The 15732-nt window shown below is 61.6% G+C and carries 14 protein-coding genes; all 14 read left to right on the top strand.

From position 1 onward, the window contains the following. Nucleotides 1-66: 66 nt before the first annotated feature. Nucleotides 67-525: a division/cell wall cluster transcriptional repressor MraZ gene (mraZ, locus tag GKN89_RS12490; RefSeq protein WP_025159638.1), complete on the top strand. Its 459-nt coding sequence runs from the start codon at nucleotides 67-69 to the stop codon at nucleotides 523-525. Between the two features lie 2 nt (nucleotides 526-527). After that, nucleotides 528-1469, top strand: a complete 942-nt coding sequence (rsmH, locus tag GKN89_RS12485) for a 16S rRNA (cytosine(1402)-N(4))-methyltransferase RsmH (RefSeq protein ID WP_004932794.1) — start codon at nucleotides 528-530, stop codon at nucleotides 1467-1469. Beyond that, nucleotides 1466-1786, top strand: coding sequence for a cell division protein FtsL (gene ftsL / locus GKN89_RS12480; RefSeq protein ID WP_015376645.1), 321 nt, complete (start codon nucleotides 1466-1468; stop codon nucleotides 1784-1786). The genes rsmH and ftsL overlap by 4 nt, the downstream gene beginning before the upstream one ends. Before the next feature lie 42 nt (nucleotides 1787-1828). Next, nucleotides 1829-3592, top strand: coding sequence for a peptidoglycan glycosyltransferase FtsI (locus GKN89_RS12475; RefSeq protein WP_019455066.1), 1764 nt, complete (start codon nucleotides 1829-1831; stop codon nucleotides 3590-3592). Next, a complete protein-coding gene (gene murE, locus GKN89_RS12470) occupies nucleotides 3579-5066 on the top strand; it encodes a UDP-N-acetylmuramoyl-L-alanyl-D-glutamate--2,6-diaminopimelate ligase (protein WP_063918153.1) in 1488 nt (495 codons plus the stop codon). Before GKN89_RS12475 ends, murE begins: the two co-directional genes overlap by 14 nt. Continuing rightward, a complete protein-coding gene (gene murF, locus GKN89_RS12465) occupies nucleotides 5063-6424 on the top strand; it encodes a UDP-N-acetylmuramoyl-tripeptide--D-alanyl-D-alanine ligase (RefSeq protein WP_154747110.1) in 1362 nt (453 codons plus the stop codon). The genes murE and murF overlap by 4 nt, the downstream gene beginning before the upstream one ends. Beyond that, a complete protein-coding gene (mraY, locus tag GKN89_RS12460; protein WP_004932782.1) occupies nucleotides 6418-7500 on the top strand; it encodes a phospho-N-acetylmuramoyl-pentapeptide-transferase in 1083 nt (360 codons plus the stop codon). Before murF ends, mraY begins: the two co-directional genes overlap by 7 nt. A 2-nt stretch (nucleotides 7501-7502) precedes the next feature. Beyond that, a complete protein-coding gene (gene murD, locus GKN89_RS12455; protein ID WP_025159641.1) occupies nucleotides 7503-8822 on the top strand; it encodes a UDP-N-acetylmuramoyl-L-alanine--D-glutamate ligase in 1320 nt (439 codons plus the stop codon). Beyond that, a complete protein-coding gene (ftsW, locus tag GKN89_RS12450; protein ID WP_063918156.1) occupies nucleotides 8819-10021 on the top strand; it encodes a cell division protein FtsW in 1203 nt (400 codons plus the stop codon). The genes murD and ftsW overlap by 4 nt, the downstream gene beginning before the upstream one ends. Nucleotides 10022-10024: 3 nt before the next feature. After that, nucleotides 10025-11089, top strand: coding sequence for an undecaprenyldiphospho-muramoylpentapeptide beta-N-acetylglucosaminyltransferase (gene murG, locus GKN89_RS12445; protein ID WP_025159642.1), 1065 nt, complete (start codon nucleotides 10025-10027; stop codon nucleotides 11087-11089). Nucleotides 11090-11173: 84 nt separating this feature from the next. Beyond that, complete coding sequence (gene murC / locus GKN89_RS12440) at nucleotides 11174-12649, top strand: UDP-N-acetylmuramate--L-alanine ligase (RefSeq protein WP_063918157.1); 1476 nt, start codon at nucleotides 11174-11176, stop codon at nucleotides 12647-12649. Then, nucleotides 12642-13562 carry a D-alanine--D-alanine ligase gene (locus tag GKN89_RS12435; RefSeq protein ID WP_019455073.1) on the top strand — a complete coding sequence of 307 codons (921 nt, stop codon included), beginning with the start codon at nucleotides 12642-12644 and terminating at the stop codon, nucleotides 13560-13562. The genes murC and GKN89_RS12435 overlap by 8 nt, the downstream gene beginning before the upstream one ends. A gap of 1 nt (nucleotide 13563) precedes the next feature. Continuing rightward, nucleotides 13564-14415 carry a cell division protein FtsQ gene (gene ftsQ / locus GKN89_RS12430; protein ID WP_019455074.1) on the top strand — a complete coding sequence of 284 codons (852 nt, stop codon included), beginning with the start codon at nucleotides 13564-13566 and terminating at the stop codon, nucleotides 14413-14415. Continuing rightward, complete coding sequence (gene ftsA, locus GKN89_RS12425; protein ID WP_004932758.1) at nucleotides 14412-15668, top strand: cell division protein FtsA; 1257 nt, start codon at nucleotides 14412-14414, stop codon at nucleotides 15666-15668. Before ftsQ ends, ftsA begins: the two co-directional genes overlap by 4 nt. The last annotated feature ends 64 nt before the right edge of the window (nucleotides 15669-15732 follow it).

Raw genomic sequence — 15732 nt, 5'->3', positions numbered from 1 at the left:
AAACTCCATTGTGTGGGAATTTGTGGGGTAAAGTGGTGAAAACGGTCACTAAGGGGTAGCTCAGGAATGTTCCGTGGAGCGACGATGGTCAACCTCGACAGCAAAGGGCGGCTCGCCGTACCTACCCGATATCGGGAATTGCTCAACGAGGAATCGCAAGGCCAAATGGTCTGTACCATTGACCTCCATCAGCCCTGCCTGCTGCTTTATCCTTTGCCCGAATGGGAAATTATTGAACAAAAATTATCACGTCTGTCGAGCATGAATCCCGCCGAGCGCCGCGTTCAGCGCCTGCTGCTGGGGCATGCCAGTGAGTGTCAGATGGATAGTGCCGGTCGTTTGCTGCTCGCCAATACGCTGCGGCAACACGCCGGGCTCACGAAAGAAGTGATGCTGGTCGGTCAGTTCAACAAGTTTGAACTGTGGGATGAACAGACCTGGTATCAACAAGTCAAGGATGATATTGACGCTGAACAGTCGACTCAGGAACCGTTGTCTGAGCGGCTACAGGACTTGTCGCTATAAGCATGTTGGAAAACTATAAACACACCACCGTCCTGCTGGACGAAGCCGTCAACGGCCTCAATATCCGCAGCAACGGCATATATATCGACGGTACTTTTGGTCGCGGTGGCCATTCTCGTCTGATTCTGTCCCAGCTGGGGCCGGAAGGGCGCTTGCTGGCGATTGACCGTGACCCTCAGGCGATTGCAGCCGCCAAATCTATTGAAGATCCTCGTTTTACCATCGTACACGGCCCATTCTCCGAGTTGTCGCACTATGTGCGGGAGCGCGAACTGGTGGGCAAGATCGACGGCGTTCTGCTCGATCTGGGCGTTTCCTCGCCGCAGCTTGACGACGCAGAGCGCGGGTTTTCCTTTATGCGCGACGGTCCGTTGGACATGCGCATGGATCCGTCCACCGGCCTGTCTGCCGCAGAATGGCTGATGAAGGCTGAAGCGGACGACATCGCCTGGGTGCTGAAAACCTTTGGCGAAGAGCGCTTCGCCAAGCGCATCGCGCGCGCCATCGTGGAAAGAAACCGCGTGGAGCCGATGACGCGCACCAAAGAGCTGGCGGATCTGATCGCCGATGCCAGTCCGTTCCGGGAAAAGCATAAGCACCCGGCGACGCGCAGCTTCCAGGCGATCCGCATCTATATCAACAGCGAGCTGGAAGAGATCGAGCGTGCGCTCGACGGCGCGCTGGAAGTACTGGCCCCACAGGGCCGTTTGTCGATCATCAGCTTCCACTCGCTGGAAGACCGCATCGTCAAACGCTTTATGCGTCACCATAGCCGCGGCGCTCAGGTGCCGGCCGGCATTCCGTTGACCGAAGAACAGCTGCGCGGCATGGGCGGCCGGACGCTGAAAGCGCTGGGCAAAATGATGCCGTCGGAAGCGGAAGTGGCGGACAACCCGCGTGCGCGCAGCTCGGTGCTGCGTATTGCTGAGAGGATGCCCGCGTGATCGGCAACGAACGTCACGGTCTGGTTGGGGTCATTGGCGGCGATCTGCTGCGCAACGCCAAGATCCCTCTGATTTTACTGATTGCGTCACTGGTCTCCGCGATTTTCGTGGTGACCACCGCGCACCGCACCCGCCTGCTGACCGCCGAGCGCGAGCAGCTGGTATTGGAGCGCGATGCGTTGGACATCGAGTGGCGCAACCTGATTTTAGAAGAGAACGCCCTCGGCGATCACAGCCGGGTTGAACGTATCGCGACAGAAAAACTGCAGATGCAACATGTTGATCCATCGCAGGAAAATATCATCGTTAAACAATGAATGGTTTAACCGGAATAATGACACGGAGTAGAAAGGAAACGCATGAAAGCAGCGCGCCCCGGTAAGATGAGACGCCAGGAAGATCAGGCCAGCTTTGTCAGCTGGCGTTTTGCGTTGCTGTGCGGCTGTATTTTGCTGGCGATGGTCGGTCTGATGCTGCGCGTCGCTTACCTGCAGGTCATCAATCCCGATCGCTTGGTGAAAGAAGGCGACATGCGTTCGCTGCGCGTGCAGGAAGTGCCGACCGCGCGCGGCATGATCAGCGATCGCGCCGGCCGCCCGTTGGCGGTCAGCGTGCCGGTCAATGCGGTGTGGGCCGATCCGAAAGAGCTGAACGAGCGCGGCGGCATCACGCTGGACAGCCGTTGGAAAGCGCTTTCCGATGCGCTGAACATCCCGCTGGACCAACTCTCCAACCGTATCAACGCCAACCCGAAAGGGCGCTTCGTTTATCTGGCTCGCCAGGTTAACCCGGCGATCGGCGACTACATCCACAAACTCAAGCTGCCGGGCATCTACCTGCGGCAGGAATCGCGCCGTTACTACCCGGCGGGGCAGGTGACGTCGCACATCATCGGCGTGACCAACATCGACGGACAAGGCATTGAAGGCGTCGAGAAGAGCTTCGACCGCTGGCTGACCGGGCAACCGGGCGAGAGAACGGTGCGCAAGGACCGCTTCGGCCGCGTGATCGAAGATATCTCCTCCGTCGACAGCCAGGCGGCGCACAACCTGGTGCTGAGCGTCGATGAGCGCCTGCAGGCGCTGGTGTATCGCGAGCTGAACAACGCCGTGGCGTTCAACAAGGCCGAATCGGGCACCGCAGTGCTGATCGATGTGAACACCGGCGAAGTGCTGGCGATGGCCAACAGCCCGTCTTACAACCCGAACAACATGGCCGGTACGCCGAAAGAGACCATGCGTAACCGCGCTATCACCGATATTTTTGAACCCGGTTCAACCGTGAAGCCGATGGTGGTGATGACCGCGCTGCAAAACGGCGTGGTGCGAGAAAACAGCGTGCTGAACACCATCCCGTACCGCATTCAGGGCCACGAAATCAAAGACGTGGCGCGGTACTCGGAGCTGTCATTGACCGGGATCTTGCAGAAGTCGAGTAACGTCGGTGTTTCAAAGCTGGCGTTAGCGATGCCGTCCTCAGCGTTAGTAGATACTTACTCTCGCTTTGGGCTGGGAAAAGCGACCAATTTGGGGCTGGTCGGAGAAAGCAGTGGCATATACCCAAAAAAACAACGGTGGTCTGACATAGAGAGGGCCACCTTCTCTTTCGGCTACGGGCTGATGGTAACTCCGTTACAGTTGGCGCGAGTCTATGCAACGATCGGCAGCCTGGGCGTGTATCGCCCATTGTCGATCACCAAGGTTGACCCTCCGGTCGCCGGCGAACGCGTTTTCCCTGAACCTCTGGTGCGCACCGTGGTGCACATGATGGAAAGCGTGGCCTTGCCGGGCGGCGGCGGCGTGAAAGCCGCCATCAAGGGATACCGTATCGCCATCAAGACCGGTACCGCGAAAAAAGTGGGCCCGGACGGCAAATACGTCAACCGATACATCGCTTATACCGCCGGCGTTGCGCCGGCAAGTAACCCCCGTTTTGCCCTGGTGGTCGTCATCAACGACCCGCAGGGTGGGAAGTACTATGGTGGCGCAATCTCCGCGCCGGTGTTCGGCGCGATCATGGGCGGCGTATTGCGCACCATGAACGTCGAGCCTGACGCGTTGCCTACCGGTGACAAAAGCGAATTAGTGATTAACAAGAAAGAGGGTTCAGGTGGCAGATCGTAATTTGCGCGACTTACTCGCCCCGTGGGTGCCGACGGCACCCGGGCGCGCGCTGCGGGAAATGACATTAGACAGCCGTGTGGCGGCTGCCGGGGATCTGTTTGTCGCCGTTGTCGGCCATCAAACGGATGGGCGCCGCTATATTCCGCAGGCCATCGCGCAGGGCGTCGCCGCTGTGATCGCCGAGGCTGACGGTCAGGCCGAAGACGGCGCCATCGTTGAGATGCACGGCGTGCCGGTGATCTACCTGAGCCAATTGAACCAGCGACTTTCCGCGCTGGCCGGGCGTTTTTACCACCAGCCGGGCGAGCGCCTGCGCCTGGTCGGCGTGACCGGCACCAACGGCAAAACCACCACCACGCAGCTGCTGGCGCAGTGGAGCCAACTGCTGGGCGAAACCAGCGCGGTGATGGGCACCGTCGGCAACGGCCTGCTGGGCCAGGTGTGTCCGACCGAGAATACCACCGGTTCTGCGGTGGATGTTCAACACGTATTAAACGATTTGGCGGAACAGGGCGCGACCTTCGCCGCCATGGAAGTTTCTTCCCACGGTTTGGTGCAACACCGGGTGGCGGCGCTGCCGTTCGCTGCGGCGGTCTTCACCAACCTGAGCCGCGATCACCTGGATTACCACGGTGATATGGCCAATTACGAAGCGGCCAAATGGTCGCTGTTCGCCGCCCACAACGTGGGGCAGGCGATCATCAACGCCGACGATGAAGTCGGTCAGCGCTGGCTGGGCAAATTGCCGGATGCGGTAGCGGTGACGATGCAGGACAACCTGCAGCCGGGCTGCCACGGCCGCTGGTTGAAAACCACGGCGGTCGACTATCACGACAACGGCGCGACTATTCGTTTCAGCTCCAGCTGGGGCGACGGCGAGATTGAAAGCCGCCTGATGGGCGCTTTCAACGTCAGCAACCTGCTGTTGGCGCTGGCGACGTTGCTGTCGCTGGGCTATCCGCTGGCGGCGCTGGTGGAAGCCGGCAACCGTCTGCAGCCGGTCTGCGGCCGCATGGAAGTGTTCAACGCGCCGGGCAAACCGACGGTAGTGGTGGATTACGCCCACACGCCGGATGCGCTGGAGAAAGCGTTGGAAGCCGCGCGCCTGCACTGCCAGGGGCAGTTGTGGTGCGTCTTCGGTTGCGGCGGCGATCGCGACAAGGGCAAGCGCCCGCTGATGGGCGGCATCGCCGAGCAGTTCGCGGATCGCGTGGTGATCACCGATGACAACCCGCGCACCGAAGAGCCGCGCGCGATCATCAACGACATCCTGACCGGATTACTGGACGCCGGGCAGGCGTTGGTGATCCACGGCCGCGCCGAAGCGGTGACCAGCGCCATCATGCAGGCGCAGGAGCAGGATGTGGTGTTGGTGGCGGGCAAAGGCCACGAAGATTATCAGCTGGTGGGCAACCGCCGCCTGGATTACTCCGACCGTACGACGGTCGCCCGACTGCTGGGGGTGCTGGCATGATCCCTGTCTCTCTTCAGACACTGGCTGAGGTATTGAGCGCTGAACTGATTGGCGCCGATTGCCAAATTGTCGAGGTGACGACAGACACCCGCAAGGTGACCGCCGGTTGCCTGTTTGTGGCGCTGAAAGGCGAGCGTTTCGATGCGCACGACTTCGCGGCGGATGCCGTAGCCGCAGGCGCCGGGGCGCTGCTGGTCAGTAAGCGCTTATCAGTGGACGCGCCGCAGCTGGTGGTGAAAGACACCCGTGTGGCGCTGGGCCAGCTTGGCGCCTGGGTGCGTCAGCAGGTGCCGGCGCGCGTGGTTGCGCTGACCGGTTCCTCGGGCAAGACGTCGGTGAAAGAAATGACCGCCGCCATTCTGCGTGAATGCGGCGAAGTGCTGCATACCGCCGGCAACTTCAATAACGATATCGGCGTGCCGCTGACGCTGTTGCGTCTGGAGCCGCAGCATGATTTTGCCGTGATAGAGCTGGGCGCTAACCACATTGGCGAAATTGCTTACACCACCGCATTGACGCGTCCGCAGACCGCTTTGGTGAACAACCTGGCGGCTGCGCACCTGGAAGGCTTCGGCTCGCTGGCCGGCGTCGCCCAGGCGAAAGGTGAAATCTTTACCGGCCTGCCGGCCGACGGCGTGGCGATCATCAACGCCGATAACAATGACTGGCCGCACTGGCAGAGCATGCTGGACGGCAAAACCGTCTGGCGCTTCTCACCGCAGGCCGCCGAAGGCGTGGACTTCTTCGCGGACGAGGTGCGGGTGAACGGCGCAGGCACGCAGTTCACGCTGCACAGCCCGTTCGGCAGCGCCGAGATCGCACTGCCGCTGCCGGGGCGCCACAACGTGGCCAACGCGTTGGCGGCCACGGCGCTGGCGATGTCGGTAGGCGCCACTCTGGAAGCGGTGCGTCAGGGGTTAAAACAATTGCAGGCGGTGCCGGGACGTTTGTTCCCGGTGGCGCTGGCCGAAGGCAAGCTGCTGCTGGACGACAGCTATAACGCCAACGTCGGGTCGATGACCGCGGCGGCGCAGGTGCTGGCGGAAATGCCGGGCTACCGCGTGATGGTGGTCGGCGATATGGCCGAGCTGGGCGCAGAAGCGGAAGAGTGCCACCGTCAGGTGGGCGAAGCCGCCCGTCTGGCCGGAGTCGACAAAGTCATCAGCGTCGGCGGTTTGAGCCGCGTACTGAGCGAAGCCTCCGGCAACGGCGAACATTATCAGGACAAGACAGCAGTGATCGCGCGCGTGGCGGAATTACTGTCGGAACATGCGGTCATCACCGTGTTAATCAAAGGTTCACGTAGTGCCGCAATGGAGCAGGTAGTACGCGCGTTACAGGAGAAAGCACCATGTTAGTTTGGCTGGCCGAGCATTTGGTCAAATATTACTCAGGCTTCAACGTCTTTTCTTACCTGACGTTCCGAGCCATTGTCAGCCTGCTGACCGCGCTGTTCCTGTCGCTGTGGATGGGCCCGCGGGTGATCAAGCGTCTGCAAGAAATGTCCTTCGGCCAGGTGGTGCGCAACGACGGCCCCGAGTCGCACTTCAGCAAGCGCGGCACGCCGACCATGGGTGGCATCATGATCCTGACCTCCATCACCATTTCGGTGCTGATGTGGGCTTACCCGTCCAACCCCTATGTCTGGTGCGTACTGTTCGTGCTGGTGGGTTACGGTATCGTCGGTTTCGTCGACGACTACCGCAAGGTGGTACGTAAGGACACCAAGGGGCTGATCGCCCGTTGGAAGTATTTCTGGCAGTCGGTGATTGCGCTGATCGTCGCATTCGCCATGTACGCCGTAGGAAAAGACACGCCAGCCACCGAGCTGGTTGTGCCGTTCTTTAAGGACGTGATGCCGCAGCTGGGCCTGCTGTACATCCTGCTGGCCTATTTCGTCATCGTCGGCACCAGCAACGCGGTCAACCTGACCGACGGTCTGGATGGCCTGGCGATCATGCCGACGGTATTCGTGGCGGCCGGTTTTGCGCTGGTGGCCTGGGCGACCGGCAACATGAACTTCGCCAACTACCTGCATATCCCGTATCTGCGTCATGCCGGTGAATTGGTGATCGTGTGTACCGCCATCGTCGGCGCCGGCCTCGGGTTCCTGTGGTTCAACACTTACCCGGCCCAGGTGTTTATGGGCGACGTCGGTTCGCTGGCGCTGGGCGGCGCGCTGGGCACCATTGCGGTGCTGCTGCGCCAGGAGTTCTTGTTGGTGATCATGGGCGGCGTGTTCGTGGTAGAGACGCTGTCGGTGATCCTGCAGGTGGGATCGTTCAAGCTGCGCGGGCAACGCATTTTCCGCATGGCGCCGATTCACCACCACTATGAATTGAAAGGCTGGCCGGAACCGCGCGTGATCGTGCGCTTCTGGATCATTTCGCTGATGCTGGTGCTGATTGGCCTGGCAACGCTGAAGGTGCGTTAATCATGGCAGACTATCAGGGTAGAAAAGTCGTCATCATCGGGTTGGGCCTCACCGGCCTGTCCTGTGTCGATTTCTTCATGGCGCGCGGCGTGACGCCGCGCGTGATGGATACCCGTATCGCGCCGCCAGGGTTGGACAAACTGCCTGAAAGCGTGGAGCGCCATCTGGGCGATCTGAATCAGGACTGGCTGCTGGCGGCGGATCTGATCGTCGCCAGCCCGGGCGTCGCGTTGGCGACTCCGGCATTGAGCGCTGCGGCGGATGCCGGCGTGGAGATCGTCGGCGACGTCGAGCTGTTCTGCCGTGAGGCGCAGGCGCCGATCGTGGCGATCACCGGCTCGAACGGCAAAAGCACCGTCACCACCCTGGTGGGCGAGATGGCGAAGGCCGCCGGTTGGGCGGTAGGCGTGGGCGGCAATATCGGCCTGCCGGCGCTGAGCCTGTTGCGCCAGGAATGCCAGCTGTATGTGCTGGAGCTGTCCAGCTTCCAGCTGGAAACGACGTATAGCCTGCGGGCGGCGGCGGCGACCATTCTGAACGTGACCGAAGACCATATGGATCGCTATCCGTTCGGCCTGCAGCAGTACCGCGGCGCCAAGCTGCGCGTTTATGAAAACGCCGCAGTGTGCGTGGTGAACGCGGACGACGCGCTGACCATGCCGGTGCGCGGCGCCGACGAGCGCTGCGTGAGCTTCGGCGCGGATGTGGGCGACTATCACCTGAACCGTCAGCAGGGGGAAACCTGGCTGCGGGTGCGCGGTGAGAAGGTGTTGAATACGCGCGAGATGAAGCTGACCGGCCGCCACAATTACACCAACGCTCTGGCGGCGCTGGCGCTGGCGGATGCGGTCAACATTCCGCGCGCGTCCAGCCTGAAGGCGCTGACCACCTTCACCGGCCTGGCGCACCGCTTCCAGCTGGCCTGGGAGCACAACGGCGTGCGTTGGATCAACGATTCCAAAGCCACCAACGTCGGCAGCACCGAAGCGGCGCTGAACGGCCTGCAGGTGGACGGTACGCTGCATCTGCTGCTGGGCGGCGACGGCAAGTCCGCCGATTTCTCGCCGCTGGCGCGTTATCTGCAGGGCGACAACGTGCGTCTGTACTGCTTTGGCCGCGACGGCGCCCAGCTGGCGCAGCTGCGGCCGGAAGTGGCGACGCTGACCGAGACTATGGAGCAGGCGATGCGCGCCATCGCCGGCCACGTACAGCCCGGCGATATGGTGTTGCTGTCGCCGGCCTGCGCCAGCCTCGATCAGTTCCGTAATTTTGAAGTGCGCGGCGACGAGTTCGCCCGCCTGGCGCAGGAGCTTGGCGGATGAAACTACGCTTGCCGAACTTCGGGCTGACTGAACGGCTGAAAGACTGGGTGACCGGCGCGCGCGACAACGACGCGGTCAACATGGTGCTGTACGACCGCACCCTGCTGTGGCTGACCTTCGGGTTGGCGATCATCGGCTTCGTGATGGTGACCTCGGCGTCGATGCCGATCGGCCAACGCCTGGCGGACGATCCGTTCCTGTTCGCCAAACGTGATGCGCTGTATCTCGGCCTGGCGTTCGGCCTGTCGCTGGTGACGCTGCGCGTCCCGATGGAAGTTTGGCAGCGCTACAGCAACATTATGTTGCTGATGTCGATAGTGATGCTGCTGATCGTACTGGTGGTGGGGAGCTCGGTGAACGGGGCATCGCGCTGGATCGCGCTCGGCCCGTTGCGTATTCAGCCGGCGGAGCTGTCCAAGCTGTCGCTGTTCTGCTACCTGGCGAGCTACCTGGTGCGCAAGGTGGAAGAGGTGCGCAGCAACTTCTGGGGCTTCTGTAAGCCGATGGGCGTGATGGTGGTGTTGGCGGTGCTGCTGCTGGCGCAACCGGACCTCGGCACCGTAGTGGTGCTGTTCATCACCACGCTGGCGATGCTGTTCCTGGCCGGCGCGAAAATGTGGCAGTTCCTGGCGATCATCGGTTCCGGCGTGTTCGCCGTGGTGCTGCTGATCATCGCGGAACCGTACCGTATGCGCCGCGTGACCTCGTTCTGGAACCCGTGGGCTGACCCGTTCGGCAGCGGCTACCAGCTGACCCAGTCGCTGATGGCGTTTGGCCGCGGCGAGTTCTGGGGACAGGGGCTCGGCAACTCGGTGCAGAAACTGGAGTATTTGCCGGAAGCACACACCGACTTCATCTTCTCCATTTTGGGGGAAGAACTGGGCTATATCGGTGTGGTTTTAGCCCTGTTAATGGTATTCTTCGTCGCTTTTCGCGCGATGTCCATCGGGCGCCGCGCGTTGGAGATCGACCAGCGCTTCTCCGGCTTCCTGGCCTGTGCGATCGGCGTATGGTTTAGCTTCCAGGCGCTGGTTAACGTCGGCGCCGCCGCGGGTATGCTGCCGACCAAAGGTCTGACGCTGCCGCTGATCAGTTACGGCGGTTCGAGCCTGCTGATTATGTCGACGGCCATCGTGCTGTTGCTGCGAATTGATTATGAAACGCGCCTGACCAAGGCTCAGGCGTTTGTGAAGAGGTAAGGGATGAGCGGGAAACCTAAGCGTTTAATGGTGATGGCAGGCGGTACCGGCGGGCACGTGTTCCCGGGGCTGGCGGTCGCGCATCATCTGATGGCGCAGGGCTGGCAGGTGCGCTGGCTCGGAACCGCAGACCGAATGGAAGCCGATCTGGTGCCGAAGCACGGGATCGAGATTGATTTTATCCGTATCTCCGGCCTGCGCGGCAAAGGCCTGAAGGCCCAACTGACCGCGCCATTGCGCATCTGGCAGGCGGTGCGCCAGGCGAAAGCCATCATGCGCAGCTATCAGCCGGATGTGGTGCTGGGGATGGGCGGTTACGTTTCCGGCCCCGGCGGCCTGGCGGCCTGGCAGTGCGGCATCCCGGTGGTGTTGCACGAGCAGAACGGCATCGCCGGCCTGACCAACCGCTGGTTGGCGCGCATCGCCGCCAAAGTGATGCAGGCCTTCCCCGGCGCGTTCCCGAACGCCGAGGTGGTGGGCAACCCGGTGCGTACCGACGTGCTGGCGCTGCCGTTGCCGGCGGAGCGGTTGCAAGGGCGCGAAGGCCCGATCCGCGTGCTGGTCATTGGCGGAAGTCAGGGCGCGCGCGTGCTGAATCAGACAGTTCCTGAAGTCGCGGCGCGTTTGGGCGATAGAATTACGCTCTGGCATCAGGTGGGCAAGGGCGCGCTGGAAACGGTGCAGCGTGACTACGAAAGGGTAGGGCAGACGCAGCACAAGGTGACCGAGTTCATCGACGACATGGCTGCCGCCTATGCCTGGGCCGACGTGGTGGTCTGCCGTTCCGGCGCGTTGACCGTCAGCGAAATCGCGGCGGCGGGGCTGCCGGCGATCTTCGTGCCGTTCATGCATAAAGATCGTCAGCAGTACTGGAACGCGCGTCCGCTGGAACAAGCCGGCGCGGCGAAGATTATCGAACAGCCGCAGTTCAACGCCGATGTGGTGGCCGAACTGCTGGCGAGCTGGGATCGCAAGACGCTGCTGGCCATGGCCGAGAAAGCGCGCGCGGTCGCCATTCCTGACGCCACCGAGCGCGTGGCGGCGGAGCTGGTGCGGCTCGCCAAGTAACGAGTGCAGGGGTTCGGTGCGCCGAACCTGAATAAAAGCAATGTGATGTAGGGCCGGGATACCGGGTCCGGATTAGAGAGAGTGATGAATACACAACAACTGGCGAAACTACGTACTATCGTGCCCGAGATGCGTCGCGTCCGGCACATTCACTTTGTCGGCATCGGTGGCGCCGGCATGGGTGGTATCGCCGAAGTGTTGGCAAACGAAGGGTATCAGATCAGCGGCTCCGACCTGGCGCCGAATCCGGTCACCCAACAGCTGAGCGCGCTCGGGGCGACGATTTACTTCAATCACCGCCCGGAAAACGTGCTGGATGCGAGCGTGGTGGTGGTTTCTACCGCCATCTCTGCCGACAACCCGGAGATCGTCGCCGCTCGTGAAGCGCGTATCCCGGTGATCCGCCGCGCTGAAATGCTGGCGGAGCTGATGCGTTTTCGTCACGGCATCGCTATTGCCGGCACGCATGGCAAAACCACCACCACGGCGATGGTCTCGAGCATTTATGCCGAAGCTCGCCTGGACCCGACCTTCGTCAACGGCGGGCTGGTGAAGGCGGCGGGCACCCACGCGCGACTGGGGTCCAGCCGTTATCTGATCGCGGAAGCGGATGAGAGCGATGCGTCGTTCCTGCATCTGCAGCCGATGGTGGCCGTGGTCACCAACATTGAAGCCGACCATATGGACACGTACCAGGGCGACTTCGAGAACCTGAAACAGACGTTTATCAATTTCTTGCACAACCTGCCGTTCTACGGCCGCGCGGTGATGTGCATCGACGATCCGGTAGTGCGTGAGCTGTTGCCGCGCGTGGGTCGCCATATCACCACCTACGGCTTCAGTGAAGATGCCGATGTGCGCATCGAAGACTACCGGCAGATTGGGCCGCAGGGGCACTTTACCCTGAGCCGTCAGGACAAGCCGTTGCTGACGGTAACGCTGAACGCGCCGGGCCGCCACAATGCGTTGAACGCGGCGGCGGCGGTGGCGGTAGCGACCGAGGAAGGCATCGACGACGCAGACATTCTGCGCGCGCTGGCGGGGTTCCAGGGCACCGGGCGCCGCTTCGACTTCCTCGGCGAGTTCCCGCTAGAGCCGGTCAACGGCAAAGCGGGCAGCGCGATGCTGGTAGACGATTACGGCCACCATCCGACCGAAGTGGACGCCACGTTGAAAGCGGCGCGCGCCGGTTGGCCGGACAAGCGTCTGGTGATGATCTTCCAGCCGCACCGCTATACGCGTACCCGCGACCTGTATGACGATTTCGCCAACGTGCTGTCGCAGGTGGATGTGCTGCTGATGCTCGACGTGTACGCCGCCGGCGAAGCGCCGATCCCTGGCGCGGACAGCCGTTCGCTGTGCCGCACCATCCGCAGCCGTGGCAAGCTGGATCCGATTCTGGTTTCCGATGCCGACACCGTGCCGGAAACGCTGGCGCAGCTGCTGCAGGATGAAGATTTGGTGCTGGTGCAAGGCGCCGGCAACGTGGGCAAAATCGCGCGTAAACTGGCTGAGCTGAAGCTGCAGCCGCCGAAGAAAGAGGAGGAGCACCATGGCTGATAAAGTTGCAGTTCTGCTGGGCGGCACCTCCGCTGAGCGTGACGTTTCCCTGCAATCCGGCGCCGCCGTGCTGGCCGGGTTGCGCGAAGCCGGTATCGATGCGCACGGCGTCGATACCCGCGATTTCCCGGTGACCCAGTTGAAAGAGCAGGGATTCACCAAAGTGTTTATCGCGCTGCACGGCCGCGGCGGCGAGGATGGCACCCTGCAAGGGCTGCTGGAGTTCCTCGAGCTGCCTTATACCGGCAGCGGCGTAATGGCCTCGGCGCTGACCATGGACAAATGGCGCACCAAGATGGTGTGGCAGTCGATGGGCTTACCGGTGGCGCCTTACGTGGCGTTGAATCGCCAGCAGTACCTTGGCGCCGATAAAGCGGCACTGCTGACGCGCGTGGCGGATCTCGGCCTGCCGCTGATCGTCAAGCCGAGCCGCGAAGGCTCCAGCGTCGGCATGAGCAAGGTCACCGAGAGCGCCGCGTTGGAAGCCGCGTTGGAAGAGGCCTTCCGCCATGACGACGACGTGCTGGTGGAGAAGTGGCTGAGCGGCCCGGAATACACCGTAGCGATGCTGGGCGACCAGGTGCTGCCGTCGATCCGCATCCAGCCGGCCGGCGTGTTTTACGACTACCAGGCCAAGTATATTTCGGACGACACGCAGTACTTCTGCCCGAGCGGTTTGAGCGCCGAGCAGGAAGCCGAGATGGCAGCGTTGGCGCTGCGCGCTTACCGCGGTCTGGACTGCAGCGGCTGGGGCCGCGTCGACGTGATGCAAGACAGCGATGGCAGCTTCTATCTGCTTGAGGTGAACACCTCTCCGGGCATGACCAGTCATAGCCTGGTGCCGATGGCGGCGCGCCAGTTTGGATTAAGCTTCTCGCAGTTGGTGGCGAGAATTTTGGAGTTGGCCGACTGATATGTCGCAAGCTGCCCTGAATGCGCGCGATCGCGAGGTGGATAACGGCCCGCGCCGCAGCAATGGAACCCAGTTGGCGGGGATGATTTTCCTGCTGATGGTGTTGGGAACGGTCGTGTGGAGCGGTTGGGCGGTGCTTGGCTGGATGAAAGACGCCAGTCGCCTGCCGCTCTCAAGGCTGGTGGTGACCGGCGAACGCCATTACACCACCAACGATGATATTCGTCAGGCGATCCTGGCGCTGGGCGCGCCCGGCACCTTCATGACGCAGGATGTGGACGTTATCCAGCAGCAGATCGAACGTCTGCCGTGGATCAAGCAGGCCAGCGTGCGCAAACAATGGCCGGATGAGCTGAAGATCCATCTGGTGGAGTACGTCCCGGTGGCGCGCTGGAACGATTTGCACATGGTGGACGCCGAGGGCAAAGCGTTCAGCGTGCCGGCGGAGCGGGCAGGCAAACAGAAGTTGCCGCTGCTCTACGGGCCGGAAGGGAGCGAGCAGGATGTGCTGGACGGCTATCGGGCGATGAGCGCCACGTTGGCGGCCAGCAAATATACGCTGAAAATGGCGGCGATGACCGCGCGCCATTCCTGGCAGCTGGCGCTGGACAACGATGTCCGGCTTGAGCTGGGGCGCGATGACCGCAACGGGCGTTTGCAGCGGTTTATCGAGCTTTACCCGGTATTGCAGCAGCAGGGCCAGGCGGAGAGCAAGCGTGTCAGCTATGTCGATCTGCGCTACGAGTCCGGCGCTTCGGTAGGGTGGGCTCCGGTGTTGGTCGATCCGCAGGCGCTTGGCGGTCAGCAAAACAGTAATCAGCAACAGAATCAGGCACAGGCAAAACAACAATGATCAAGTCGACGGACAGAAAACTGGTAGTTGGACTGGAGATCGGTACTGCAAAAGTCTCCGCGTTGGTAGGGGAAGTTCTGCCCGATGGCATGGTCAACATTATCGGGGTGGGCAGCTGCCCGTCTCGCGGCATGGATAAGGGCGGCGTAAACGACCTGGAGTCGGTGGTGAAGTGCGTGCAGCGCGCCATCGATCAGGCCGAGCTGATGGCGGACTGCCAGATCTCTTCGGTGTACCTGGCGCTGTCGGGCAAACACATCAGCTGCCAGAACGAAATCGGCATGGTGCCTATTTCGGAAGAGGAAGTGACGCAGGACGACGTGGAGAACGTGGTGCACACCGCCAAATCGGTGCGCGTGCGCGACGAACACCGTATCCTGCACGTGATTCCTCAGGAATACGCCATCGATTATCAGGAAGGCATCAAAAACCCGGTTGGGCTGTCCGGCGTGCGCATGCAGGCCAAGGTGCATCTGATTACCTGTCATAACGATATGGCGAAGAACATCGTCAAGGCCGTGGAACGTTGCGGCCTGAAAGTTGACCAACTTATTTTCGCCGGTCTGGCCGCGAGTTACGCGGTGCTGACCGAAGATGAACGCGAACTCGGCGTTTGCGTGGTGGATATCGGCGGCGGCACCATGGATATGGCGGTGTACACCGGCGGTGCGCTGCGCCACACCAAAGTGATCCCTTACGCCGGGAACGTGGTCACCAGCGATATCGCTTACGCCTTCGGCACGCCGCCGACCGACGCGGAAGCGATTAAAGTTCGACACGGCTGTGCGCTTGGGTCGATTGTTAGCAAGGATGAGAATGTAGAGGTGCCTAGCGTCGGGGGACGTCCTCCGCGCAGTCTGCAAAGACAGACGCTGGCTGAAGTCATTGAGCCACGCTACACCGAACTGTTGAATCTGGTTAACGATGAAATTTTGCAATTGCAGGAGCAACTGCGTCAGCAAGGGGTGAAGCATCATCTGGCGGCAGGTATCGTGCTGACCGGTGGCGCCGCCCAGATTGATGGCCTGGCAGCCTGTGCGCAACGGGTGTTCCACACTCAGGTACGCATCGGCCAACCCTTGAACATCACGGGTCTGACGGATTATGCGCAGGAGCCTTACTACTCAACGGCGGTAGGTCTGCTGCACTATGGAAAAGAGTCTCACCTGAGCGGTGAGACAGAAGTAGAAAAACGCGCCTCGGTGGGCAATTGGTTTAAACGCATCAATAGCTGGCTGAGAAAAGAGTTTTAATGTTTCAACAAAGAGATCATGCTGAGTAATCTTTTTATGATCTCGCAGCGACAGGCACAAAACG

The organism is Serratia sp. YC16, from assembly GCF_009707615.1.
In the GTDB taxonomy this organism is placed as follows: domain Bacteria; phylum Pseudomonadota; class Gammaproteobacteria; order Enterobacterales; family Enterobacteriaceae; genus Serratia; species Serratia surfactantfaciens.
Note: the sequence above shows the minus strand (reverse complement) of the source record. Positions and strands in the feature narration are given on the sequence as shown.